General features: G+C 58.1%; 28 protein-coding genes and 1 riboswitch. Of the genes, 21 read left to right on the top strand and 7 right to left on the bottom strand.

Annotation, left to right across the window (positions count from 1 at the left end):
* Position 1 precedes the first annotated feature (1 nt).
* Entirely contained in the window at positions 2 to 283 is a 282-nt protein-coding gene (locus H598_RS0100900) for a DUF1496 domain-containing protein (protein ID WP_051252217.1), read from the bottom strand.
* 814 nt (positions 284 to 1,097) lie between these two features.
* On the opposite strand from H598_RS0100900, the gene H598_RS0100890 reads away from it, so the two are divergent.
* The 4 genes from H598_RS0100890 to H598_RS0100875 are packed head-to-tail and all read left to right on the top strand — an operon-like array spanning position 1,098 to position 5,805.
* The gene (locus H598_RS0100890) at positions 1,098 to 1,292 is read left to right on the top strand and encodes a twin-arginine translocation signal domain-containing protein (protein WP_342663216.1); all 195 of its coding nucleotides are present in this window, start codon (positions 1,098 to 1,100) and stop codon (positions 1,290 to 1,292) included.
* Between the two features lie 17 nt (positions 1,293 to 1,309).
* The gene (locus tag H598_RS0100885) at positions 1,310 to 4,174 is read left to right on the top strand and encodes a formate dehydrogenase subunit alpha (RefSeq protein ID WP_028111307.1); all 2,865 of its coding nucleotides are present in this window, start codon (positions 1,310 to 1,312) and stop codon (positions 4,172 to 4,174) included.
* 24 nt (positions 4,175 to 4,198) lie between these two features.
* On the top strand, positions 4,199 to 4,774 hold the full coding sequence (fdh3B, locus tag H598_RS0100880; RefSeq protein ID WP_028111306.1) for a formate dehydrogenase FDH3 subunit beta: 576 nt from the start codon (positions 4,199 to 4,201) through the stop codon (positions 4,772 to 4,774).
* A gap of 47 nt (positions 4,775 to 4,821) precedes the next feature.
* Positions 4,822 to 5,805, top strand: a complete 984-nt coding sequence (locus H598_RS0100875) for a formate dehydrogenase subunit gamma (protein WP_028111305.1) — start codon at positions 4,822 to 4,824, stop codon at positions 5,803 to 5,805.
* A gap of 57 nt (positions 5,806 to 5,862) precedes the next feature.
* On the opposite strand, the gene H598_RS0100870 is transcribed toward H598_RS0100875, so the two are convergent.
* Both H598_RS0100870 and H598_RS0100865 read right to left on the bottom strand, forming a co-directional pair.
* Positions 5,863 to 6,261 carry a hypothetical protein gene (locus H598_RS0100870; RefSeq protein ID WP_028111304.1) on the bottom strand — a complete coding sequence of 133 codons (399 nt, stop codon included), beginning with the start codon at positions 6,259 to 6,261 and terminating at the stop codon, positions 5,863 to 5,865.
* An 85-nt stretch (positions 6,262 to 6,346) separates the two neighbouring features.
* Entirely contained in the window at positions 6,347 to 6,985 is a 639-nt protein-coding gene (locus H598_RS0100865; RefSeq protein WP_028111303.1) for a winged helix-turn-helix domain-containing protein, read from the bottom strand.
* Between the two features lie 308 nt (positions 6,986 to 7,293).
* On the opposite strand from H598_RS0100865, the gene H598_RS0100860 reads away from it, so the two are divergent.
* The 3 genes from H598_RS0100860 (at position 7,294) to H598_RS25345 (ending at position 10,646) form a co-directional block, all read left to right on the top strand.
* Positions 7,294 to 8,628, top strand: coding sequence for a coproporphyrinogen III oxidase family protein (locus H598_RS0100860; protein ID WP_028111302.1), 1,335 nt, complete (start codon positions 7,294 to 7,296; stop codon positions 8,626 to 8,628).
* A 124-nt stretch (positions 8,629 to 8,752) separates the two neighbouring features.
* The gene (locus H598_RS0100855; protein ID WP_028111301.1) at positions 8,753 to 9,601 is read left to right on the top strand and encodes a PfkB family carbohydrate kinase; all 849 of its coding nucleotides are present in this window, start codon (positions 8,753 to 8,755) and stop codon (positions 9,599 to 9,601) included.
* 4 nt (positions 9,602 to 9,605) lie between these two features.
* Positions 9,606 to 10,646 carry a GGDEF domain-containing protein gene (locus tag H598_RS25345; protein ID WP_051252216.1) on the top strand — a complete coding sequence of 347 codons (1,041 nt, stop codon included), beginning with the start codon at positions 9,606 to 9,608 and terminating at the stop codon, positions 10,644 to 10,646.
* Positions 10,647 to 10,690: 44 nt separating this feature from the next.
* Here H598_RS25345 and H598_RS0100845 read toward each other — a convergent pair whose 3' ends face one another.
* Positions 10,691 to 12,322, bottom strand: a complete 1,632-nt coding sequence (locus H598_RS0100845) for an electron transfer flavoprotein-ubiquinone oxidoreductase (protein ID WP_028111300.1) — start codon at positions 12,320 to 12,322, stop codon at positions 10,691 to 10,693.
* A 210-nt stretch (positions 12,323 to 12,532) separates the two neighbouring features.
* Positions 12,533 to 12,665, top strand: a riboswitch (molybdenum cofactor riboswitch).
* Between H598_RS0100845 and moaA the strand changes: the two genes are divergently transcribed.
* The 9 genes from moaA (at position 12,654) to H598_RS0100800 (ending at position 19,150) form a co-directional block, all read left to right on the top strand.
* Positions 12,654 to 13,634, top strand: a complete 981-nt coding sequence (moaA, locus tag H598_RS0100840) for a GTP 3',8-cyclase MoaA (protein ID WP_028111299.1) — start codon at positions 12,654 to 12,656, stop codon at positions 13,632 to 13,634. Its footprint overlaps the riboswitch before it by 12 nt.
* A 71-nt stretch (positions 13,635 to 13,705) precedes the next feature.
* Positions 13,706 to 14,230: a molybdenum cofactor biosynthesis protein B gene (gene moaB, locus H598_RS0100835; RefSeq protein WP_028111298.1), complete on the top strand. Its 525-nt coding sequence runs from the start codon at positions 13,706 to 13,708 to the stop codon at positions 14,228 to 14,230.
* A complete protein-coding gene (gene moaC / locus H598_RS0100830) occupies positions 14,230 to 14,715 on the top strand; it encodes a cyclic pyranopterin monophosphate synthase MoaC (RefSeq protein WP_028111297.1) in 486 nt (161 codons plus the stop codon). The genes moaB and moaC overlap by 1 nt, the downstream gene beginning before the upstream one ends.
* Before the next feature lies 1 nt (position 14,716).
* Positions 14,717 to 14,965 (top strand): molybdopterin synthase sulfur carrier subunit, encoded by a 249-nt coding sequence (gene moaD, locus H598_RS0100825; RefSeq protein ID WP_028111296.1) that lies wholly within the window; start codon positions 14,717 to 14,719, stop codon positions 14,963 to 14,965.
* A 2-nt stretch (positions 14,966 to 14,967) separates the two neighbouring features.
* The gene (gene moaE / locus H598_RS0100820) at positions 14,968 to 15,417 is read left to right on the top strand and encodes a molybdopterin synthase catalytic subunit MoaE (RefSeq protein ID WP_028111295.1); all 450 of its coding nucleotides are present in this window, start codon (positions 14,968 to 14,970) and stop codon (positions 15,415 to 15,417) included.
* Positions 15,418 to 15,422: 5 nt separating this feature from the next.
* A complete protein-coding gene (gene modA / locus H598_RS22950) occupies positions 15,423 to 16,166 on the top strand; it encodes a molybdate ABC transporter substrate-binding protein (protein WP_051252213.1) in 744 nt (247 codons plus the stop codon).
* Entirely contained in the window at positions 16,150 to 16,836 is a 687-nt protein-coding gene (gene modB, locus H598_RS0100810; RefSeq protein WP_028111294.1) for a molybdate ABC transporter permease subunit, read from the top strand. The genes modA and modB overlap by 17 nt, the downstream gene beginning before the upstream one ends.
* Positions 16,837 to 16,838: 2 nt before the next feature.
* Entirely contained in the window at positions 16,839 to 17,657 is an 819-nt protein-coding gene (locus H598_RS22945; protein WP_051252210.1) for an ATP-binding cassette domain-containing protein, read from the top strand.
* Between the two features lie 290 nt (positions 17,658 to 17,947).
* Positions 17,948 to 19,150, top strand: a complete 1,203-nt coding sequence (locus H598_RS0100800; protein ID WP_028111293.1) for an alginate export family protein — start codon at positions 17,948 to 17,950, stop codon at positions 19,148 to 19,150.
* A gap of 48 nt (positions 19,151 to 19,198) precedes the next feature.
* Here the strand turns inward: H598_RS0100800 and H598_RS0100795 are convergent, their stop codons facing one another.
* On the bottom strand, positions 19,199 to 19,600 hold the full coding sequence (locus H598_RS0100795) for a GFA family protein (protein WP_028111292.1): 402 nt from the start codon (positions 19,598 to 19,600) through the stop codon (positions 19,199 to 19,201).
* 168 nt (positions 19,601 to 19,768) lie between these two features.
* Between H598_RS0100795 and H598_RS0100790 the strand changes: the two genes are divergently transcribed.
* The gene (locus H598_RS0100790; protein ID WP_028111291.1) at positions 19,769 to 20,437 is read left to right on the top strand and encodes a TIGR01621 family pseudouridine synthase; all 669 of its coding nucleotides are present in this window, start codon (positions 19,769 to 19,771) and stop codon (positions 20,435 to 20,437) included.
* Positions 20,438 to 20,482: 45 nt separating this feature from the next.
* Positions 20,483 to 20,656 (top strand): YqaE/Pmp3 family membrane protein, encoded by a 174-nt coding sequence (locus H598_RS25865; protein ID WP_028111290.1) that lies wholly within the window; start codon positions 20,483 to 20,485, stop codon positions 20,654 to 20,656.
* 50 nt (positions 20,657 to 20,706) lie between these two features.
* Here H598_RS25865 and moeB read toward each other — a convergent pair whose 3' ends face one another.
* Both moeB and moeA read right to left on the bottom strand, forming a co-directional pair.
* Positions 20,707 to 21,459, bottom strand: coding sequence for a molybdopterin-synthase adenylyltransferase MoeB (moeB, locus tag H598_RS0100780; RefSeq protein ID WP_028111289.1), 753 nt, complete (start codon positions 21,457 to 21,459; stop codon positions 20,707 to 20,709).
* Positions 21,459 to 22,706 carry a molybdopterin molybdotransferase MoeA gene (gene moeA, locus H598_RS0100775; RefSeq protein WP_028111288.1) on the bottom strand — a complete coding sequence of 416 codons (1,248 nt, stop codon included), beginning with the start codon at positions 22,704 to 22,706 and terminating at the stop codon, positions 21,459 to 21,461. The genes moeB and moeA overlap by 1 nt, the downstream gene beginning before the upstream one ends.
* A gap of 184 nt (positions 22,707 to 22,890) precedes the next feature.
* On the opposite strand from moeA, the gene H598_RS0100770 reads away from it, so the two are divergent.
* Genes H598_RS0100770 through H598_RS0100760 form a run of 3 tightly spaced genes read left to right on the top strand, consistent with a single transcriptional unit; the run spans position 22,891 to position 24,644 of the window.
* Complete coding sequence (locus H598_RS0100770) at positions 22,891 to 23,556, top strand: 7-cyano-7-deazaguanine/7-aminomethyl-7-deazaguanine transporter (protein WP_028111287.1); 666 nt, start codon at positions 22,891 to 22,893, stop codon at positions 23,554 to 23,556.
* Complete coding sequence (locus H598_RS0100765) at positions 23,556 to 24,200, top strand: HD domain-containing protein (RefSeq protein WP_051252208.1); 645 nt, start codon at positions 23,556 to 23,558, stop codon at positions 24,198 to 24,200. Before H598_RS0100770 ends, H598_RS0100765 begins: the two co-directional genes overlap by 1 nt.
* Before the next feature lie 12 nt (positions 24,201 to 24,212).
* The gene (locus H598_RS0100760; protein ID WP_028111285.1) at positions 24,213 to 24,644 is read left to right on the top strand and encodes a GNAT family N-acetyltransferase; all 432 of its coding nucleotides are present in this window, start codon (positions 24,213 to 24,215) and stop codon (positions 24,642 to 24,644) included.
* Positions 24,645 to 24,911: the final 267 nt, after the last annotated feature.

Genomic DNA, 24,911 nt, shown 5'->3' with positions numbered 1-24,911 from the left:
GTCAGTTAATGCGAATCTTACTGTGGCGGACCGGCTCCGGCCAGATAGGCTGTCCCTGCTCATCCAGCGGCAACCAGATCAGGCTGCCATTGGTTTCATGTTCGGTTTTCTGGGCACACACCAGAGTACGGCCGGACATCTCCAGCAACGCCCCCTGGGAGTATTGTTGCCCCTGATACCAGCACACCGGCTGAACCTGAGTTGGCTGGGTAATCAAAACCGGATCGGTCACCGCCATGGCGACGGCAGAGAATAGCGAAAGAAACAAAACAATGAATGGCATGGCTGGGGGGTTCCTGGATGGCCGTTAATCAGAGAGTATCCGACCCAGGAATCAGAAGCAAAATGAAGCGGTTTATACCAGGCCGTCGGACAGCATCAGAACCGCATTGATGACAAACGGAGTCAGGGCCAGGAACACACCGACGATCAGAATATACAGATGTGGTAAGCAGGGCTGGCGCATAACAGGCTCCGGTTGAGACTCTAAAAGAATCAGATTCAAAAACGCAAATTCAGTGTGAGCAGAGTAGCGGATTTCCAAAAACGACCCTTGATCGAGATCAATGAAAGACCCATTAGTTGAAATCCGTCACAGTTTTCCGGTAATTGCCGGCCGGCTCACTGCTGAAGCACTAAAAACCCTCACTTTTGTGAGTTACAGCAACAACCCTCTCCGAACGCAATTTTTACCCAGGTTAACTAAAGGTTAAATCCCCAAGGTCACTTAAACTAACTCTAAAAGAACCGCCGAGGTGTATGTGAACCAAAATGCGGGCCAAACTGTCTCAACCCCGCCGATAAAGGCATCAATATGTGACAACCCTCTACGAATATCGTGAAAAAAACCTTTTTTATTCAACTACAAGTCACATTTAGGTAAACCCTGGGTTAATAAGCACTTAACAAGGAGATTTAGGTCAAATATCACTCCGATTTATCACTTTGGGGTCGGCGAACCTTGTCGAACTTCACATTTTTCCCGTCTGCGTACATAGACAATTCTGCCTGCCATTTTTGGCTCGTTTTACTGCCCTGACCAATGCCGCTCATTCGGTTGGGGCCAAAACACTCGTCGCCCCTACTTCCGAGGAAAGATGATGAAACACAACAACACCAACCTGGAGCGCCGCGGTTTACTGAAAGCCCTGGCCATGGCTCCAGCTGCTGCCGGTGTGGCTGCCATTGCCACCCCAGTTGCAGCCACCTCGGCCAAAGCCGAAGCCAAGCACTCTGGCTATAAAGAAACCGACCACGTACGCAGCTACTACGCCAGCCTGCGCGGCCAGTAATCCAGGAGAGAATTGCGATGCAACTCAAACGTACCTCTACCGAAGTTAAGGTAGAAACCAAAAAAGGACTGGGCCTGAACCGTCGTCAGTTCCTGAAGAACGCCGGTGTCACCACCGGAGGCATTGCCGCCGCTTCCATGTTGGGCACCGGCATGATCCGTAAGGCGCAAGCCTCCGGCCATCATGTTGATCACAACGCCCCCATCGAAGTAAAGCGCACCATTTGTTCCGCTTGTGCGGTGGGCTGTGGTGTCTACGCCGAAGTACAGAACGGCGTTTGGGTCGGCCAGGAGCCTGCCTTTGATCACCCATTCAACCGTGGTGGCCACTGTGCCAAAGGTGCCGCCCTGCGCGAACACGGCCACTCCAAGCTGCGGGTGAAATACCCAATGAAGCTGGAAGGCGGCAAGTGGAAGAAGCTGAGCTGGGATCAGGCCATCGAAGAAGTTGGCAACCAGATGCTGAAGATTCGCGAGCAGTCCGGTCCGGATTCCGTGTACTTCATGGGCAGCGCCAAATTCTCCAACGAAGGCTGTTACATGTACCGCAAATTTGCGGCCATGTGGGGCACCAACAACGTTGACCACTCTGCTCGTATCTGTCACTCAACCACAGTAGCCGGTGTTGCCAACACCTGGGGCTACGGTGCAATGACCAACTCGTTCAACGACATCCGTCACGCAAACGCCATCTTCTTTATCGGTGCCAACCCTGCCGAAGCCCACCCGGTTTCCATGCAGCACATCCTCACCGCCAAAGAACGCAATAACGCTAAAATCATCGTTATTGACCCACGTTTCTCCCGTACGGCTGCTCACTCTGATCTGCACGTTGGCATTCGCCCTGGTACCGACATTCCGTTTATCTACGGCATGCTCAACGTCATCTTTGAAAACAACTGGCAGGACCAGACTTTCATCGACCAGCGCGTCTGGGGTATGGACGACATCCGCAAAGAAGCCGCTAAATGGCCTCTGAGCGAAGTTGCAGAAGTCTGTGGCATCGAAGAAGACCAGGTGTACCAGGCCGCTAAGCTGATGGCAGAAAACCGTCCTGGTTCCGTCGTTTGGTGTATGGGTGGTACCCAACACACCGTCGGTAACGCCAACACTCGTGCCTACTGTCTGCTGCAGCTGGCGCTGGGCAACATGGGTCAATCCGGTGGCGGTACCAACATCTTCCGTGGCCACGATAACGTGCAAGGCGCGACCGATCTGGGTCTGCTGTTTGACACCCTGCCAGGCTACTACGGTCTGTCTACCGGTGCCTGGAAGCACTGGAGCCACGTATGGGATCTGGACTTTGACTGGGTTCAAGGCCGTTTCGACCAAGGTGAATACCTGGGTAAGAAGCCGATGACCACTCCTGGCATGCCATGTTCACGCTGGCACGATGGTGTTCTAGAAGACAAAACCAAGCTGGGCCAGAAAGACAACGTCCGCATGGCGTTCTTCTGGGGTCAGTCGGTCAACACCGAAACCCGTCAGATGGAAGTGCGTAACGCACTGGATAAGATGGACACCATCGTGGTGGTCGACCCTTACCCAACCATGGCCGGTGTGATGCACCGCCGTAAGGATGGCGTCTACCTGTTGCCAGCCTGTTCCCAATTCGAATCCGAAGGTTCTTTGTCCAACTCCGGTCGTTCCGTTCAGTGGCGTCAGCAGGTGGTTGAGCCTCTGTTTGAATCCAAGCCTGACCTGGAAATCATGTACCGCCTGGCGACCAAACTGGGCTTTGCTCAGCAGTTCACCAAGCGCATGCAGGTTAAGAACAACATGCCGGTTATCGAAGACGTGACCCGCGAGATCAACCGCGGCATGCTGACCATCGGTATGTCCGGCCAGTCTCCGGAGCGCATCAAGATGCACACCGAGAACTGGGGCACTTTCTCTCACGAGAACCTGCAAGCCGTGGGCGGCCCGGCCAAAGGCGAAACCTACGGTCTGCCTTGGCCATGTTGGGGCACCCCGGAGCAGAAGCACCCGGGCACCCACATTCTGTACGATACCTCCAAGCACGTCCTGCAGGGCGGCGGTAACTTCCGTGCCCGTTTCGGCGTCGAACACGACGGCGAAAACCTGCTGGCCGAAGGCTCCGCGCCTAAGGGTAACGAGCTGGGTGACGGCCATCCGGAATTCACCGCCGACATGCTGAAGCAGTTGGGCTGGTGGGATGAGCTGACCGCAGAAGAGAAAGCCGAAGCGGAAGGCCGCAACTGGAAGACCGACCTGTCTGGTGGTATCCATCGCGTCGCCATGAAGCACGGTTGTGTGCCCTTTGGTAACGCCAAGGCCCGCTGTAAGGTGTGGACCTTCCCGGATCCAATGCCGGTTCACCGTGAGCCGCTGTACACTCCGCGTCGCGACCTGATTGCCAAGTACCCGACTTACAACGACATGCAGGTTCACCGTCTGCCGACCCTGTACAAGACCATTCAGGACAAGGTGATCACCGAGAACCTGGATAAGAAGTACCCACTGGCCATGACCTCCGGTCGCCTGGTGGAGTTCGAAGGTGGTGGTGAAGAGTCCCGTTCCAACCCATGGCTGGCCGAGCTGCAGCAGGAGATGTTCATTGAGATCAACCCTGCCGACGCCGCCGATCGTGGTATCCGTAACTGGGATGATGTCTGGGTCGAGGGCGCCGAAGGCGCGCGCATCAAGGTCAAGGCCCTGGTTACCCCTCGCGTGAAGCTGGGCGTTACCTGGATGCCTTATCACTTTGCCGGTGTCATGCACGACGTTGACCTGGTGTACCCAGATGGCACCAAGCCATACGTAGTAGGTGAGTCCGCAAACACCGCGCTGACCTATGGTTATGACCCGATCACTCAGATGCAGGAAACCAAGTCTTCCCTGTGTCAGATCGAGAAAGCGTAAGGTTTAGGGTAGGAGATAGCCACTATGGCAACTATGAAGTTTATGTGTGACACCAAGCGCTGCATCGAGTGTAACGGCTGTGTCACCGCTTGTAAGAACGAAAACGACAACGCGCTGGAATGGGGCATCACCCGTCGTCGCGTAGTAACCATCAATGACGGTCAACGCGACGAAGCGTCACTGTCGGTAGCCTGCATGCACTGTGCCGACGCACCGTGCATGGCGGTCTGCCCGGTGAACGTCTTCACCAAGACCGAAGACGGCATCGTACTGCACGACAAAGAGCGTTGCATCGGTTGTGGTTACTGCCTGTACGCCTGCCCATTCGGTGCACCTCAGTTCCCGAAAAAAGCCGTATTTGGCTCCAAGGGCAAAATGGACAAGTGCACCTTCTGCGCCGGTGGTCCAAACACCGAAGCAGGCTCTGCCAAAGAGCAGGAACTGTACGGTGCCAACCGTCTGTCCGAAGGCAAACTGCCCATGTGCGCCGAAATGTGCTCCACCAAGGCCCTGCTGGCCGGTGATGCGGCCGTTGTGTCCGACATCTACCGTCAGCGTGTTGCCGAGCGTGGCATGAAGCGCGGCACCTGGAACAAGTAATGAAATGGCGGGAAGCCCAGGCTTCCCGCGCTTTTCGGAGCACTGAAATGAAACAAATGATCAAAGCCCTGTTGCTGATGGTTGCCGTCATGCTTCCCGGGCTGGCAATGGCTGAAGCGGCGGACAGCGCCGCCGCCACCGCCAGTCAGTCGGAAGTCCTGTGGCAAGCCATGAAAGAGGGCGCGACCGGTTACACCACGTCTCAGAGTGAGTTCCATAACCAGCCGATCAACGTCTACGACGAACGCATCATTCCCCTGCGCAACGTGCTGATGGCCCCGGGCCTGATGGCGGCGCTGTTTGGCATGATCGCCATCTTCGTACTGTTCATCATGGTCAATGGCATCTCTAAACTGCACGGCGGCTTTTCCGGCAAAATGGTACACCGCTGGTCCAAGAGCGATGTGGCCATCCACTGGTTGGGTGCCATTCCCTGCATTTTGCTGATCCTCACCGGCCTGATGCTGATTGCCGGCAAGTTCTTCGTTGAACCCGTGCTGGGTCAGGCGGCCTTCGCTTCCATGATGGCCATTGCCAAGCCGGTTCACGACTACATGGCGTTTCCGTTCATGGCGGGTTGGTTGCTGATGACCGTACTGTGGGCCAAGAACCAGATTCCGGCCAAGTACGACATCGCCTGGTTCATGGTGGTGGGCGGTTACATCAACTTCGGTCCGTTCAAGGGTAAACACCCGGATGCGGGCTTCGCCAACGCCGGTGAGAAACTGTGGTTCTGGGCCTTCGCCCTGTTCGGCCTGGTGATCTCCATCTCCGGTGTGGTACTGATGTTCCCTCAGTATGTTGAGCCAAGCCGCACCCTGAGCCTGCTGGCGATCATCGCCCACGGCCTGTCGGCGATCATCATCTGCGCCTTCTCCATCGTTCACATCTTCATGGCAACCGTTATGTCAGAGGGTGGTATGGATTGCATGGTCTCCGGTTACTGTGATGAGAACTGGGCCAAGCAGCACCACAACCTGTGGTTCGATGAGATCAAGGCCAACGGCACCCTGAAGTACAAAGAAGACTAACCTCTTGTCTTCAGTAGACTGAACACCTGATAAGCCCCGACTCAAGTCGGGGCTTTTTTATAACGCCGGATTCGTGGTGCTGAGCAACACCCGCAACGCCTTCCGGTTCGATGAGATAAACGCCAACGGCACCCTGAAGTACAAACAAGACTGATCCCCTGTCTTCAGTAGCCTGAACACCTGATAAGCCCCGACTCCGGTCGGGGCTTTTTTTATGACACCGGATTCGTGGTGCTGAGCAGCACCCGCAACGCCTTCCGGTTCGATGCGATCAAGGCCAACGGCACCCTGAAGTACAAACAAGACTAACCCCTTCTCCTCAGAACTCTGAACTCGAATAAGCCCCGACTCCGGTCGGGGCTTTTTTATAACGCCGGATTCGTGGTGCTGAGCAGCACCCGCAACGCCTTCCGGTTCGATGAGATAAACGCCAACGGCACCCTGAAGTACAAACAAGACTAAACCGTCTTTATTGTCACTCTAGGGAATAGAGCCTCGACTCCGGTCGGGGCTTTTTTTATGACAACGGTTCCGGGCCACCTCAGTGGCGCAGCGGAATCACCACCGAATTGGGCTGAGGGCGGCCGTCGATGCACTCGCCGCCCGCCAATGACGTCTCGATTCGATAGCTGTAGTCGGCCTCAAGCTGTTGCTGGCGCCACTGCAGCAATGGCCAGTGACCATTGTCCACTCCCTTGGGCACCAGACCAGCCCGAGCCCCACGACCACCAGGGCCAACGGACTGACCCGACTCTTCCAGTTCCAGGCTCCACAGCGTCGCCGCCGACGCCACCGCCACCATCGCCGCCCCCAGCGCCAGACGCCATCGCTCCCGCACGCGGCTCAAAGGGGCATGGTACTCCTCGTGGGGCAACTGCAACCATTGGTAGCCCTGTGTCTGGCAGGTCTTCAGGTACAAAGGCGCCCGATAATCGTCATCGAAGGCACGGCGGATATCCGCCACCACCCGTCGCAATGCGGAATCACTGACCACCCGGCCAGGCCAACCATGGTGCAGCAAAGATTGATGGGAAATGGCCTGATTGGGGTGAGTCAGGAAGTACTCCAGCAGCAGCGCCGCCTTGGGGCAGAGCCGATAACGCCGCTGGTTCGGCCCCACCACACAGGCCTGGCGTACCCAAAAGGCGTAATCACCGATCACCAACACTCGTTCGTCCATCCTTGGACCTCCCGCAACCACTGATCTGCTTCCTCAAGCTTAGACAGCGCCGTGCCCGCTCGGGATGAAAATCCTGTAAGCAATTCGACATTAGCGGCCGCTCAGGGATCATTACCCCCCTTTTTTGTGTGGTTTAACACAGCAAAACCCTGCGCACCATCACAGCGCAGACCACAAAGTGAAGCCAAATGGATCACAGATCTGACCAATTTTCTCTTAACAGTACAAAGTTTCGGAAACCGCTCACAGATTGCCATTGCCCGGGTACACTAGACTGCGGTTAATTCCTTGAAGCCAGAGAGTCCACCATGTCGCTCGCAGAACGTGCCCTAAACAACGCCGCTATTCGAGAAACGGCCAAAATCACCACCCCAACCTGGATGCTGAACAGTCTGGAGCGGGTGATGGAGTACTACACCGAGCGGCACCTGTGTCTCGACACTCAGGCGTGCGACACCATGCCGGCACCGATGCCGGGACGCAAATACATGCTGTACGCCCACGTACCGTTCTGCCACACCCTGTGCAGCTTCTGTACCTTCCACCGCTTCCTGTTTAAGGAAGACAAGGCCCGGGCCTACTTCCACTCCCTGCGCGCCGAGATGGACATGGCCAAGGCGCTGGGCTACGACTTCGAGGAGCTGTACATCGGCGGTGGCACCACCACGGTACTGGTGGATGAACTGGCCAAGACCATTGAGCACGCCCGCAAGCTGTTCCCCTCCATCAAGCAGGTATCCTGTGAATCGGATCCTTTGCACCTGACCTCGATGGAGTTCACTCAGCTGCACGGTTTGGTGGACCGTCTGTCTGTGGGCGTACAAAGCTTCGACCGGGATATTCTGGCAAGAACCGATCGGTTGGAGAAGTTTGGCGAGCCGGAAGTGATCTACGAGAAACTGGCCCGTGCCAAAGAGAACTTCCCCATCCTCAGCGTCGACATGATCTTTGGCTTTGCCGGCCAGACTCAGGACGTGATTCGCAAGGACATGGAGACGCTGGTGCGCCTGGCGCCGACCCAGATCACCACCTATCCGCTGATGGTCACCCACCAGACCCGTAAAAGTGCCAAGGGCAGCCTGGCCAACAACGAGCAGGACATCGCCCGCGACTACGAGCTGATCCTCAACACCCTCAATGGTCACTACGATCAGATGACCGCCTGGTCCTTTGGCAAGAAAGCGGATCAGAGCTTCGACGAATACGTGGTCAACTACGACGACTACCTGGGTGTCGGCTCAGGCAGCTTCAGCTTCCTGCACGATACCCTGTACGTAAACAGCTTCTCGCTGCGCAAGTATCAGGAAAAGATCGCCGCCGGCAAGATGGGGGTGGAATCGTCCAAATACTACAACGAGAAAGCCGTGATGCAGTACCGCTTCCTGTTGAATCTGTTTGGCGGCCGCCTGTCCAAGTCCTATTTCAAGGACAACTTTGGCAAGAGCCTGTGGGGCGGGCTGACCAAAGAGATGGCCTTTATGAAGGCCACCGGTGGCCTGGTTCAGGATCCCAGCGATCCGGATAAGCTGCAGGCGACACCGAACGGCCTGATGATGGGCGTACTGATGATGAAAAACTTCTATGCCGGCATGGACAACGTCCGCGCCGAACTGCGACGGCCACTGAAGGCCGGTGACATGTAAACCCGGCCATGGTCGCAGCAGACAAAGGGCGATTTTCATCGCCCTTTGTTGATCCTGGCACTAGCGCAACCTGTCCGGGTCATTGATATACTCGGGGTTAACATTCGCCGACAGTAACTCACTCATGGCCCGAATACTGACCATCGCCAACCTCAACTGCGATCACATTCTGCGGCTGAGCCGCCCCCTGACCACCGGCGCCCGCATCCATTACGAAGATCTGGGCAAGCGGATTGGTGGCGGCGCAGCCAACACCGGCACCGCGCTGGCCTGGGCTGGCCACCAGGTCGCCCTGCTGAGCCAGGTCGGCTCCGACGATCTCGGAGACTGGCTGCTGCAACAAGCCGAGAAGCTGGGGCTGGATTGCCAGCAGGTACACCGTCACCCGGGGCCAACCCAGGCACTGCAATTGTTGATGGAACCAGACGGTGAACGCACCATATTGCGTCCCAACCGTCCGCGGCTGTTGCTGCCCGCCAGCCTCAGCCATCAGCCCATGGACGCCCTGTACGTCAACCTGACCGCCGAAGGGCTGCCACAACTGATGCAGTCGGTGTTGCCCCAGGCCACGGTTATCGCCCAGTTGCCCAAAGACCTCAGCCGCCGCCCCTGTCACTACCTGATCACCTCGGTAGACGACCTTGGCCAGCATCACATCGACGATCCTTGGCTGTTTGGCCAGCAGATCGCCGGCAGCAGTCTGCAGGCCTTTATTGTCACTCAGGGCGAAAGCGGCGCCATCGCCTATACTCAAGATCGCAGCTTTTCGGTGGCAGCGGTAGCAACGGAGGTGATCGACACCACCGGCGCCGGCGATGCCTATGCGGCAGGACTGATCGACGGGTTACTGCAACAGCAGGATCTGCAGCACGCCATGGAACAAGGCGCCCGCTGGGCCTCGTTTGCCTTGCAGAGTGCCAGCTCCATCCCTTCCGAAAAGCTAAGGAGTTTTCTTAAACACACTCAAGGATGAGCTTATGGCATTTCACCTTCGGAGGATCGCCCGTCACGGCTACCAGCGGCTGATCGGTCTGCTGCTGTTGCTGGTTGCCGTTAATGCGCTGCTGCAGTCCCCTTCCAGTGGGCTGATGAGCTGGGTGCCAATGCTGATTCTACTGGGCTTATCGGTGCTATTGGCCAAGCCCCTGTCGGCGCTGAGAGGGCCGGACTGGCAACTGCCAGTGCAAACCTTGGTGGCCGGCGCCTTCGTCGCCCTGCATCAACTGAGCTTGGGCACCACTAATCTCACCACCCTGATCCTCACCGATGCCGTCATCGTCCTGACCAGCGCCATTACCCTATACACCCGGCCGGTGGCCATTGTGGCACTGCTGGTGCCACTGCTGCTGCCGTTGACAACCGCCCTAACCACCACCTCGCCGTTTCCCTGGTATGCCCTGACGCTGCTGGCCATCAGCCTGGTGGTGGCACAGCAGATGCAACACACCCTGAGCCGCTGGAGCCGGCTCAGCCGCCGCCAGCAAGACCGGTATCGCAAACTGCAGCAATTGATGAGTCAGAAATCGGATCAGGATGGCCTCACCGGCATCACTAACCGCAGTCGCTTTGACCAGCGCCTCAAGCAACTGGTGGCGGAAAATCGCCGCACCCGCAACCCGCTGACTCTGGTGATGCTGGATGTGGATTACTTCCGCAGCTACAACGATCATTACGGCCATAAAGCCGGCGATCTGTGCCTCAAAGGCTTGGCCAAGCTGATGGTGCACTGCAGCCGTCGCCAGACCGACGTCATTGCCCGCTACGGCGGTGAGGAGTTCGCGATTTTGCTGCCCGCCACCGATAAAGGCGGCGCCGAACGGCTGCTCAGACAACTGCGCACCGAAGTCGCGGAAGCCGCCGTGACCCACAGCCACTCCCCCATCAGCGACACCATCACCCTCAGTGCCGGCGTGGCCCAGTGGACCCCGGGGCAAGGTGCCGATGCCTTGGTCGAGCAAGCCGGAAAGGCCCTGAATCAGGCCAAGCTAGAGGGTCGAAACCGCTATGTGATTGCCTGAAACAACAAGCCCGCCGAAGCGGGCTTTCCATCAGATCTGGGCACTCACATGTTTGGGTAATTGGGGCCGGAACCGCCCTCAGGCACCACCCAGGTGATGTTCTGACTGGGATCCTTGATGTCGCAGGTCTTGCAGTGGATGCAGTTCTGACCGTTGATGACAAACGTATCTTCGCCACCTTCCGATACCACCTCGTACACGCCGGCGGGGCAATAACGCTGCGCCGGCTCTCCGTACTGGGCCAGATTCACCTTAATGGGAATGCTGGCATCCGCCAGCTTCAAATGGCAGGGTTGATCCTCTTCATGGAAGATGTTGGACAGATACACCGAACTGAGCCGGTCAAAACTGAGCTTTCCGTCCGGCTTGGGGTACTCAATCACCCTGGCCTGTGACAACGGCTGCATGCCGTCATAATCCGCACCGGTGTCGTGCAGAGTAAACGGCAACTTACCGCCGAACCAATTCTGATCCAGGTAGTTAAATGCTCCCCCCAGCAGCGAGCCAAACTTATGCATGGCCGGTCCAAAGTTGCGGGCCCGATACAACTCATCATAAAGCCAGGATTGCTGAACGGCCTCGGCATACTGAACCAGGTCCTCACCACCGGCATGGGAGTCGGTCAGCACCCCGGCCAGCACCTCGGCGGCCACCATGCCAGACTTCATGGCAGTATGAGTGCCCTTGATCTTGGCGAAGTTCAGGGTACCGGCGTCACACCCCAACAACAGTCCACCTGGGAAATGCTGTTTCGGCAGGGCGTTCAGCCCCCCCTTGGTAATGGCCCGAGCACCATAGGCCACCCGCTCTCCGCCCTGGAGATGCTGGGCAATCACACCATGGGTCTTGTAGCGTTGAAACTCTTCAAAGGGCGACAGGTTGGGGTTGGTGTAGTTCAGGTCCACAATCAGTCCGACCCACACCTCGTGGTTGTCGGCGTGGTACAGATAACCACCGCCGCTGCCTTCGCCATCCAGAGGCCAGCCGGCGGTATGCACCACCTGACCAGGACGATGCTGATCGGCTGGCACCTTCCAAATCTCCTTAAAGCCGATGCCATAATGCTGAGGGTCGGCCTCCTGACTCAGTTGGTACTGGTTGATCGCCTGCTTACCCAGGTGGCCTCGGCAGCCTTCCGACAATAGGGTATATTTGCCTCGCAGTTCCATCCCCGGCATGTAACTGTCTTTGTGCTCACCATCGGTGCCGACGCCCATGTCACCGGTGAGGATCCCTCTGACCACCCCTTCCTCGATGATCAACTTGGAAGCGGCAAAGCCCGGATAAATCTCCACCCCCAGGGCTTCGGCCTGCTCCGCCAACCAGCGACACAGGTTACCGATACTGGTGATGTAATTGCCGTGGTTGTGCATGGTTTTGGGCACCAGGGCATTGGGAAAGTGGTTGGCGGAGTCGGCTTTAAGCAGATAGATGTCATCGCCGGTCACCGGCGTATTCAGCGGTGCTCCCTGAGCCTGCCAATCGGGCAGCAGTTCATCCAGGGCCCTGGGTTCAAACACCGCACCGGACAGGATGTGGGCCCCAACCTCGGCCCCTTTCTCGACCACACAGAGGTTCAGGTCGGCATTGAGTTGCTTCAGACGGATCGCACTGGCAAGCCCGGCAGGGCCGGCACCAACAACGACCACGTCAAATTCCATTGATTCGCGTTCCATCTTGTTATTCCTTTGTCGTTCTTATCTCCCTAACGCCCCTAGCTTACTGCATAACGACAAAAATTAAACGCGCGTTTGGTTAAAAAGCCACCGTTAGCTGTTCCTACCAGTTGTCGGCTTTTTCGCCGTTATGACAAAACAGAATTCACAACAGCGTCAATTCTGTGATCCAGCCACGTTGTTGTTCTTGAACAGAATGGATTAAACTTAGCGGAAGTTGTGAACCGAGCTTGGCCGACCTAAGTGAATATATGGTCTTCAAGCCGTGGCATACCGCCACCAGGGTAACGCAGAGAAATCTCGCTACCTCCCGTGTTTGGAAAGGTGACACATGACAGAACTCCAAGACCGCTATGGTCGCGAATTTCATTACCTGCGTCTCTCCATTACCGACGCCTGTAACTTCAAGTGCCAATACTGCCTGCCCGATGGCTATCAGCGCAGTGGCAAATCCCGTTTTTTGTCTGTGGACGAAGTCGGCCGGGTTATCCGGGCGTTCGCCACTGTCGGCACCCGCAAGATTCGAATCACCGGCGGGGAACCCACCCTGCGCAAGGACTTCGATCAAGTCATTGAGCTCGCAGCCAATACCCCAGGCATCGACACCGTGGCCACCACCACCAACGGCTATCGCCTGCCGGAAAACGCCCATCGCTGGCGTCAACTGGGACTGAGCCAGATTAACGTCTCCCTCGACAGCCTGGATGAAAAGCTGTTTCGCCAGATCACCGGCGACGGCCGCCAGCAAAAAGTGCTCGACGGCATCGAGGCGGCGCTGGACGCCGACTACCACAAGGTCAAGATCAACGTGGTGCTGCTGAACGAACTCAACGCTCATCAGCTGCCAAACTTTCTGGAGTACATCCGCCACCGCCCGGTGGATATCCGCTTTATCGAGTTGATGGAGACCGGACTGGGTCAGGAGTATTTCCAGCGTCACCACGTCTCCGGCATGGTGATCAAGCAGCAACTGCTGGCCCAGGGCTGGACTGAAGATCCTCGGGGGCCGGTTGACGGCCCGGCGCAGAACTTCAGCCACCCAGATTACCAGGGTCGCATCGGCCTGATCATGCCTTACGCCAAAGATTTCTGTGCCACCTGCAACCGCTTGCGGGTTTCGGCCATCGGCAAGCTGCACCTGTGTCTGTTCACCGAATGTGGCGTGGAACTGCGGGATCTGCTGGGGCACGATGATCATCAGGCGGCGCTGGTCGCTCGCCTGCACCAACAGCTGAAACAGAAAACCGAGACTCACCAGTTGCATCAGGGCCTGACCGGCGTCACCCAGCATCTGGCGTCGATAGGCGGCTAACTGATCCAGCGCAAATAACCGAATTCAGTCGTCCATATACTAGGGCGCTAAACCAACAAAGAGACACCATTATGGGACACCTGTCACAAGCTAATTTTGTACCTCTGAACATCGCCGTTCTGACCCTGTCTGATACCCGTGATTTCGACACCGACAAATCCGGCCAGTTTCTGGAAGACTCACTGCTGGCGGCCGGCCACAAGCTGGCGGATCGCCGCATCATCAAGGACGACAAGTACCAGATTCGCGCCGTCCTGTCCGAGTGGATCGCCTCCGATAACGTTCAGGTAGTGATCACCACCGGCGGCACCGGTTTCACCGAGCGCGATTCCACGCCGGAGTCGGTGGCCGTGCTGTTCGACAAGCAGATCGAGGGCTTTGGCGAGCTGTTCCGTCACATCACCTTTACCGAACTGGGTACCAGCACCGTGCAGAGTCGCGCCATCGGTGGCATGGCCAACCGCACCGCCATCTTCTGCCTGCCTGGCTCCACCGGCGCCTGCCGCACCGGCTGGAACAAAATTCTGGTGGAACAGTTGAACAGCACCCACACGCCGTGCAACTTCGTTACCCACCTGAAACCGGTTGAGGCCTGATCATGAGCGGATTTACCCACATCAATCCCAAGGGCGAAGCCCACATGGTGGATGTCACCGAGAAACAGGCCACCGAGCGGGAAGCCCGCGCCGAAGCGATCGTCAAGATGGCCCCCGACACACTGGCGATGATTGTCGAAGGTCGTCACCACAAAGGGGATGTGTTTGCCACCGCCCGCGTTGCCGGCATCATGGCGGCCAAGCAGACCTCGAACCTGATTCCGCTGTGCCACCCGCTGATGCTGACCAAGGTGGAGTTGGATCTGATTCCGGAGCCCGAGCTCAACCAGGTTCGCATCCGCAGCCTGTGCAAACTGTCGGGGCAAACCGGCGTCGAAATGGAAGCCCTGACCGCCGCATCTGTGGCAGCGCTCACCATTTACGACATGTGTAAAGCGGTGCAAAAGGATATGGTCATCGACGGTGTTAAGCTTCTCGAGAAGCGTGGCGGCAAATCCGGCCACTTTAAGATTGACGAGGCATAAAATGATTAAGGTTCTGTTTTTCGCTCAGGTGCGGGAAGTGATTGGTGTTGACCAGATTGAGCTGGAATACCAGCACTGCATGACCACCAACAGCTTGCGCACCTTCCTGGCTGCCCAGGGAGACAAATGGGAACAGGCCCTGGGAACCGACAACCTGTTAGTGGCCGTGAACCAGACGCTGAGCCAATGGCAGGTCGAACTGGAAGACGGTGACGAGGTCGCCTTCTTCCCACCAGTAACCGGAGGCTAAAGATGAACCGGGTACAAACCCAAGATTTCTGCGTCGCCGATGAGTACGCCAGGCTGGCAGACAACCCAGCCTGCGGTGCCGTGGTGACCTTTGTCGGCAAGGTCCGCGACTTTGGTGACAACCAGGGCGTCACCAACATGGTGCTGGAACACTACCCCGGCATGACCGAAGCGGTCCTGACCCAGATCGAGCAGGAGGCCCGCCAACGCTGGCCTCTGGACGAGGTGACCATCATCCACCGGGTCGGCCCGCTGACCCTGAGCGATCAGATTGTGTTTATCGGCGTTTCCAGCGCCCACCGTAAGGCGGCTTTTGCCGCCAGCGAATACCTGATCGACTTCCTCAAGACCCGGGCGCCGTTCTGGAAAAAAGAGCAAACCGACGCCGAAGCCCATTGGGTGGAAGCCAAGGACTCAGACCAACAAGCCGCCGAGATGTGGCACGAGGAATAACCGTTATGATGCGTCTCTTTATTGCCAGCCTGCTGGTGATCGTCGGCTGTAGCGCACACGCACAGGAACTGAAGGTGGCCGTGGCAGCCAATTTTGCCCACACCTTCACCGACATCGCCCAGCGTTTCGAGGCCGAAACCGGCCACAAGATTCGAATCTCTTCCGGATCCACCGGGGGCTTGTACACCCAGATCCAACACGGTGCCCCCTTCGATCTGTTCCTGGCTGCCGATAAAGAACGTCCCGCCTTGCTGGAAGCCGATGGTAAAGCGGTTTCCGGCAGTCGCACCACCTACGCCATCGGCCAACTGGCCTACTGGCAGCGCCAGGGGCAACCCAGTGAAGCCAGCCTGAGCCAATGGCAGGATAAGCTGTCCATTGCCAACCCCAGACTGGCCCCCTACGGGGCGGCCGCCAACCAGGTACTGACTCGACTCAAGGCCAAGGAGCGACTCCATGGCCGCATCGTCACCGGGGCCAATATCCTGCAAGCCTACCAGTATGTGGATAGCGGTAATGTCCAGGCTGGCCTGGTGGCGCTGTCTCAGCTGCGCTCGGCCAATGTCAGCCCGGATCGCTACTGGATCATTCCCGACAGCTACTACCATCCGCTGGAGCAGCAGGCGGTGGTCCTGACCCGCAGCCAATACCCCGAACTGGCCCAGCAACTGCTGACCTTTATGGCCGAACAACACCAATTGATTTCCGATGCCGGATACCAGGTCAGCAGCTATGTTGCTGTCCGCTGACATCGAGGCCCTGTGGGTCACCTTCAAGCTGGCCACCATCACCACCATCGCCCTGATCCTGGTCTGCCCGCCACTGGCCTGGTGGCTGGCCCACAGCCGCTCCCGGTTACGCCCCATGGTGGAGGCCGTGGTGGCCCTGCCACTGGTGTTGCCACCGACGGTGCTGGGCTTCTACCTGCTGCTGGCGTTTTCCCCCCAGTACGCCATGGGATCGACGTTTCAGGAGCTGTTTGGTCAATCACTGGCGTTCTCCTTCACCGGACTGGTGATCGGCTCGATGATCTATTCGTTGCCCTTCGTGGTGCAGCCGCTGCAATCCGGCTTTGTCACCATGGGCACCGGCGAGCTGGAGGCTGCCGCCACCCTGGGCATGGGGCGATGGCAGCGCTTCCACTACGTGGTGTTCCCCATGACCAAGCGCAGCTTTCTGCTGGCCTCGATGCTGGGCTTCGCCCACACCCTGGGAGAGTTTGGGGTGGTACTGATGATCGGCGGCAACATTCCCGGAGAAACTCAGGTCATCTCCATCGCCCTGTTTGAACACGTGGAGGCCCTGGCCTATGACCAGGCCCACACCCTGGCTGGCGGCCTGCTGGTGTTGTCCATGTCGCTGCTGGTGTTCATCTACGGCTTCCTGCAACAAAACGAACGCCGCTGGGGATACTGGTAACCATGCAACTGAAATTCGATCTGAAGGGGCACCTGGGGCAGTTTAACCTGGAGGCCAAGTGTGACCTGGAGATGCGCGGCATCACCGGTCTGTTTGGCCCGTCCGGCGCAGGTAAAACCTCACTGCTGAGGGCCATCGCCGGACTCAACCGGGAGCTGGAAGGCACCATCGAGTTGGATGGCGAAGTGCTTCAGGACAGCGCCAAGGGCGTGTTTGTGCCCCCTGAGCAGCGCCGCATCGGCATGGTGTTTCAGGACAGCCGCCTGTTTCCGCACCTGACGGTGCGCGGTAACCTGGATCTGGCCCGACGCCAGGCGAAAGACAAGTTCATTCCTCTGCAGAAAGTGATCGACGGCTGCGACATTCGCCCGCTAATGGAAAAACCGGCCCCATCGCTGTCTGCCGGACAACGACAACGGGTGGCCATCGCCCGGGCACTGATGGCAGCCCCGAAAATCCTGCTGCTGGACGAGCCGCTGGCGGCGCTGGATTTTGCCAGCCGTCAGCACCTGATGGGCTTCCTCAACGACACCGCCACCCCATTTCCCATGGTGTACATCAGCCATTCGGTCTCGGAAACCCTCAACCTGTGCGATCCGCTGATTCTGATGGGACACGGCAAGATCGACGCCATCGGCCCCACCAGCGACGTCGGCGATCACCTGCCCAAGCGCCGGGGCCACGCCGAGGTCAGCCATTATAATGCCGCCACCGGGGAACTGACCCTGAAGCTGGCGGAACACGGCCCGGAACTGCGTCCCGGTCAGGTGGTGGGCCTGGTATCCGAACCTCGCTGGCTGAAAAGCAAAACACCGTCCTGAATCTTTTCGAGGGAGGCCGAGCCTCCCTTTTTATTTTTCTATTTCCAATCAGCTACTTAAGCTCATTTCCAGCCTCCTCTTAGTCGCCATTCCCTGCCCCTGAACGGCGCATCTTCCGGAACTGTATCGCTGCGGTGACACAGAAAATGAAGATTATTACTGCAAAAGCGACGTAAACGGCTAAATTAGAGTTATCACTTAGGAAACCAACGGGAGGAATCGGTAACACCACCGGGCCGAGGAACGACACGCCCGCAACAGAGTAATTCACAATAACTAAGGAATGGATGATGAAACTGATGACTCTGGCCGCGTCACTGACGCTGGCCCTATCCCCCGGCTGGCTGTTCGCCGCCGCCGACCCGGTGGCCAACGCCATCACCAGCGGCAAAGCCACCCTGGACATGCGCATGCGCTACGAGAATGTGCAACAGGACAACGCCCTTAAGGACGCCGACGCCCTGACCCTGAGAACCCGCCTCACCTACCAGACCGGCGCCGCCTATGGCTTTTCGGCGCTGGTGGAGTTTGAAGACTCCCGTCAGGTATTCAATGTCGATGACTACAACGACGGGCTGGGCTCTCGACCGGCGTATTCGGTGATCGCCGATCCGGAAACCACCGAACTGGATCAGGCGCTGCTGCAATACAAAAGCCGCATGATGACCGTCAAACTGGGTCGACAGGTCATCGCCTGGGACAACCAGCGCTTCGTCGGTCACGTGGGCTGGCGTCAAGACCGACAGACCTTCGACGGCGCCACCATCAGCTATACGCCGATGAAGAATCTGAGCCTTAACTATGGCTACCTCAGCCAGCGAAACCGCATCTTCGCCGAAGAGCGGGACGTCAATGCCGACGACCACCTGTTGAACGCCAGCTACAAAACCGCCTTCGGTACCCTGGTGGGGTATGGCTACCTGCTGGAGGTCGACGACAACACCGACAACGGCCTCGATACCTGGGGCGTACGCTTTGCCGGTAACACCGATCTGGACGGCACCACGATCTCCTACGCCGCCGAATGGGCGACTCAGGAATCGGACAGCGCCAGCGCCAGCTTCGACGCCGATTACTGGTTGTTGGAGGGCGGCGTCGGCCTGTTCGGCCTGAAAGCCACCCTGGGCTACGAAGTGCTCGGCTCGGACAGTGGCAACTACGGCTTTGCCACCCCGCTGGCCACCCTGCACAAGTTCAACGGTTGGGCCGATCAGTTCCTGACCACCCCCGGTCAGGGGTTGGAAGATCTGTACCTGACTGTGACCGGGCAATTGCCGGTGGGTGCCTGGACGCTGGCCTACCACGATTTCGAGGCCGAACAATCCACCCCCGGGGTCAGCGACCTTGGCGATGAATGGAACCTGCAGTACACCACCAAGTTTGCCAAACACTACAATGGCGGCATCAAGTACGCCATGTACGCCGCCGGCGACGCCGCCAGTGGCAAGGTGGATACCGACAAACTGTGGCTGTGGGTCGGCGCCAGTTTCTGACGCCACCACACTCCGATCAAGCCAGGCCTAGGCCTGGCTTTTTTGCTGTCAGGGGTGGTGGTCGATGTCGTCCGGCATCCGTACCCAGGGGTGTTGACGCGCCTCGTAGATAGACAGCTCGGGGGCGGGAAAATCGTTGTCGGCAAAGGCCCCCACCGGAATGACGATAGCACCGGGCAGAGCCAACAGCCGAAAGTACACCGTGGCGCCACACCGAGGGCAGAAGTGAAACGCCACCTCATTGCCACTGTCCGCCTGCCGCAGGTATCGACTCGACGTGCCGCTCACCTTGACCTGCGGTTCGGCAAAACGGGCCTGAGTGGCAAACACATTGCCGCTGCGGCGCTGGCAGGCTCGGCAATGGCACACCGACACTCGCAGCGGCGCACCGATCACCTCGGCCTGAAGCTGACCGCAACTGCAGCGAGCGATGGAGGGGGTGGAACTCATGGGCCGTATCCTTGTATCGACAATTCTGGGTCCACGCTATCAAAGCGGTAGCGAACAAGGCAAACCTTGCTGGCAAGCGCGCCTTATCAACCTGGCCACCGCATCTGTTACACTGGCGCCTTTCGGTGCCTTCAGCCTGGCACTTCCGTCGTTTTCTTTGAGTCCAAGATGATTCCGATTCTGCACCAGCACCGCGATTTTGTGGTGATCAACAAGCCCGCCGGCATCCATTTCCACAGCCAGGATGGCCAACCTGGCCTGGTGGTGCAGCTGGAGCGGCAGTTGTCGCTGAAACTCTACCCGGTGCATCGACTCGACACCGTCACCTCCGGCGTACTGGTGCTGGCCACCAATCCGGCCACCGCAGCCGCGCTCACCGAGGCCTTCAGCACTCACCAGATGGAAAAACGTTACCTGGCGCTGTCGAATCGCAAGCCCAAGAAGAAACAGGGCAGCATTAAAGGCCACATCGTCAAGGCCCGCCGCGGTGCCTGGAAGCTGGCCAGAGACGGCGATGGCAATCCGGCTCACACCCAGTTCGTCAGCCACGGGCTGGGGCAAGGGCTGCGCGCCTACCTGCTGCGACCGCTATCCGGTAAAACCCACCAGATCCGCGTCACCCTCAAGAGTCTGGGCGCCCCCATCCTCGGCGACGCCCTGTATGGCGGCAGCGAGACCGATCGCACCTACCTGCACGCCCTCAGCCTGGCCTTTGAACTTAACGGACACAGCCACCACTTCTACGCGTTGCCACAACAGGGGCCGGAGTTTGCAACGCCGGCGCTACTGACGCAATTGCAGCAGTGGCAGCAGACGCCCCCTCTCTGGCCCAAATAACTCGGCTTTTCAGCGCTATACTTAGAGGAACCGGAGGCATACCTGATGAACACCGATTCCCTGCTATTGACGCTGATTGCCATCTTACTCCCTCCCGTTGCGGTATTTCTGCATCGAGGGCTGGGACGGGATTTGCTGATAAACCTGCTGGCTTGCCTGCTGTTTTTTGTTCCTGGCATCCTGCATGCGCTGTGGGTGGTTCACCGCAAACACCCCTGATTCAGATACAAAAAAGGCGCCATCGGCGCCTTTTTAATTTCGGTGTTCGATTACCCCTGCCCACAGACCGGACAGCCCGGCGCCTTCGGCACCTTCATCTCTCGAAACTGCATGGTCATGGCATCGATCATCAGCATACGACCATGCAGCGGCTTACCCATGCCAGACAACTGCTTGATTGCTTCGGTAGCCTGAATGCAGGCCACCAGTCCCACCACCGGCGCCAGGATGCCACTTTCGACACAGGACAACTGCTGGTTGCCGAACATGGCAGAAAAACAGTGGTAGCACGGCTGGTCGTCGGCGTAATTGAGGACAGTGACCAACCCCTCCATACGAATCGCCGCCCCGGACACCAGCGGCACCCTGGCATCGAAACACGCCTGGTTGAGCTGATTGCGGGTATCCAGGTTGTCGGTGCAATCCAGCACGATGCTGTGCTGGGCCACCTGCTGCGCCAACTGCTCAGCATCCAGCTTATGCTCGATCACCGCCACCTCGACGTGGGGATTGAGCTCGGCAATGGCCGTACAGGCAGACTGGGCCTTGTTCATGCCCACCCGGGCATCGGTATGCAGAATCTGTCGCTGCAGGTTGTGGGTTTCCACCTGGTCAAAATCCACCAGGGTCAGACGACCCGCCCCGGCCGCAGCCAGATACTGAGCCGCGCCACAGCCCAGACCACCGACACCAATCACCAGGATTCGGGCTTGCTTGAGGGCCTCCTGGCCATCGAGGTCAAACGCGGGAATCACGATTTGACGGTTGTAGCGCATCATCTCCTGATCGGACAAAATCTCCATCACAAGCCCCCCAGAACCTGATTGAAGGGCTCCACCGACACCTGGGCGCCAGGCTCCAGGCTGCCTTCATCCCGGGCCAACACGATAAAGCAGTTGGCCCGGCTCATGGAGGTGGTCATGTCCGAGCCCTGAGCGCCGGTGGTTTCTACCCGCAGCTGGCCGTCGTCAGCACGGGACAACACCCCGCGCTGGTACTCCTGCCGCCCCGGCTTCTTACGAATGCGGTCGGTCAGGGTGGCAGACAGGGTCAGCGCCTGCTGACGTCGCTCGCCCCCCAGATGCTGCAGGAACGGCTGCACCAGTTGGTAGCAGGTGACCATCGAGGACACCGGGTTACCCGGCAGACCACAGAACCAGGAGTTAGGCAGCTTGCCAAAGGCAAACGGCTTGCCGGGCTTGATGGCCAGTTTCCAGAAATTAATCTTGCCCATCTCATCCAGCACCACCTTGATGTAATCGGCTTCGCCGACAGACACCCCACCAGAGGTGACCACCACATCGGCCAGCTCATCGGCACGGCGGAAGGCATCGCGGACCAACTCGAGATCGTCGGCGATCACTCCGAGGTCGATCACCTTGGCCCCCATGGCCTGCAGCATGGTTCTCAGGGCGTGGCGATTGGAATCGTAAATCTGACCGGCCTGCAGCGGTTGCCCCGGCGGTACCAGTTCATCACCGGTGGAGAACAGGACCACCGTCAACGGCTTAAGCACCTGGACCCGGCCATGCCCCACCGTGGCCAGTACCCCAATCTCGGCGGCACCGATGCGGGTACCGCGGGCCAGCACCTGCTGCCCCTGCTTGAGTTCGCTGCCACGGTGGCGAACGAAGAAGCCCGGCTCAACCTCAACTCGAAAGCGAACCTGATCGCCGTCGACGTCGGCCTCTTCCTGCATGATGATGGCGTCCATCTGCGGTGGCAGTGGCGCACCGGTCATGATGCGGACGCAGGCACCGGCCGGCACGTCGCCGTCGAAGGGAATCCCGGCAAACGCCTTACCGGCGATGGCCAATGGTTGCCCTTTCACCACCTCGGCCGCCCGGACGGCATACCCGTCCATGGAGGAGTTATCAAACCCAGGCAGGTCGATGGCAGAACACACGTCCTCAGCCAATACCCGGCCGACTGCTTCCTCCAGGGCCACCTCTTCAACCTGAATAAGGGGTTCACAGGCGCCGTACATTTTTTCCAACGCCGCCGCCGGGAGCATCAGTCCCGGCTGGCTGCAACAATCCTGCTGTGCCATCTCTTCGCCTCTCGAACCATAATGGCGGTCATTATGCCACTGCACCGCAGAGAAGCCTATTGATCGACACCCCCTTCCCCCCTTGTTTTTTGGATTTGACTGGCTATAATTTGCGCCCCCCTGACAACGGTCAGGCATTCAGTCTTTCGGGTTCCCTCACCCCGCTTACCAAAAAGGTGACATTATGTTGCAACTTACCGCGGCGCAGGTGAAACGCGCCCTGATCATCCTGGTCAGCTTTCACATTATCGTTATTACCGCCAGCAACTACCTGGTGCAGCTCCCGTTCCAGATCTTTGGTCTGCACACCACCTGGGGCGCCTTCAGTTTTCCCTTTGTCTATCTGGCCACGGACCTGACGGTGCGGATTTTTGGTGCCCCATCGGCACGCAAAATCATCTTTGGTGCCATGATGCCGGCGCTGCTGGCCAGCTACGTCATTTCAGTGCTGTTCTTTGAAGGCCAGTTTCAGGGTGGCGAGGGGCTATTGAGCTTCAATACCTTCGTCGCTCGCATCGCCTTTGCCAGCTTCGCCGCCTACCTGTTCGGTCAGTTGATGGACATCAAGGTGTTTGCCCGCCTGCGTCAGACTCAGCAATGGTGGGTTGCACCGGCAGCATCCACCATTTTTGGGAACCTGATCGATACCCTGGTGTTCTTTTCGGTGGCATTCTATGCCAGCTCGGATCCCTTTATGGCCAGCCACTGGCCGGAGATCGCCAGCGTCGATTATGGCTTTAAGTTACTGATCAGTCTCGGGCTGTTTCTGCCAGCTTATGGCGTTTTACTGAAATTCCTGTCGGATCGCATCTTGCTGTCTGACAACTCAATACCAAGGACCCTCGCCTAATGAGCCTGAGGCATTTCAATGAGTCACTGATCACAGCCAGCCTCGCCTGGCTGTCCGAGAACCACAGCGATGCCGCTCACGACCTGGACCATGTCCTGAGGGTCGTGGCCACCGCCGACAAGCTGGGTCGGGCCGAGGGTGCCCAACTGGATGTGTTGTTGCCGGCGGCCTACCTTCACGATTGCGTCTCCATCGACAAACGCGATCCCCGCCGCAGCCAGGCATCGACTCTTAGCGCCGACGCCGCCATTGAGTGGTTAAGCCAACAGGGCTATCCGCAACCTCTGCTGGCCCCCATTCACCATGCCATCGCCAGTCACAGTTGGTCTGCCGGCCTGGAGACTACCACTCTGGAAGCCCGAGTACTGCAAGACGCCGATCGTCTTGATGCCCTAGGCGCCATCGGCACCGCCCGCTGCCTGATGCTGGGTGGACAATGGCAGAGCGAGCTGTATCACGGCCAGGATCCCTTTGCCCAGCAGCGGGAGTATGACGATAACCGCTACAGCCTGGACCATTTTTTCGTTAAGCTGCAACACCTGCCGGGACAACTGAAAACCGTTGCCGGTCGCCAGGAAGGCGAACGTCGTTGGCGCTGGATGGAAAGCTTTATTGAGCAACTAAAATCTGAACTTCCGGAGTAGGAGATGTACCACATGAACTGGCGTAAAGGCAGTATTGAAGAAGTAATGGCTCTGGTGGAGCAGGTGCCGGAGTTGGATCGCCCCTACCCGCTGGAGACCTATCAACAACGGTTGAATGAAGTCCCACACCTGATTCAGATTGCCGAAGTCGAAAGCGAAGCCGCCGCATTCAAAGTAGGCTACGCCCTCAATGACACCGACTTTTACTCCTGGCTTGGTGCGGTATTGCCGGACTTTCGGGGCCTGGGAATCGCCAAGGCGCTGCTGCAGGGCCAGGAACAATGGGTGGCCGAGCAGGGCTACCGCCTGATCAAAGTAAAGAGCCGCAATCGCTACCCGGCCATGCTGCGGATGTTGCTGGGCAAGGGCTACCACCTGGTGGACATGGAGCGGGCCAGCGATACGCCATTGGATTACCGCATCCTGCTGGAAAAGAGTTTGTAAAAAAAAGCCGATAGTGGTTGCAATGCGAATGAGAAAGGTTATCATTTAAGTGCGTTCCAACACTTAACCACCAGAACGATTTTGGTGGTCTTTAGCTCACAGCATTGCTCACACGGTTTGGCCAGCATCAATTGCTGGCCATTTTTTTTGCGCAGCCATCGCCTTCAAGCTGAATCAAAAAAAACACAAAAAGGGTTGCATCACAGATGAGAATGGTTATTATTTACATGCGTTCCAACATTTAGTCACCAGAAAGACGTCGGTGGC

Source organism: Ferrimonas kyonanensis DSM 18153, from assembly GCF_000425405.1.
Lineage (GTDB): Bacteria > Pseudomonadota > Gammaproteobacteria > Enterobacterales > Shewanellaceae > Ferrimonas > Ferrimonas kyonanensis.
The sequence above is the reverse complement of the archived record's forward strand: the minus strand, read 5'-3'. Positions and strand labels throughout refer to the sequence as shown.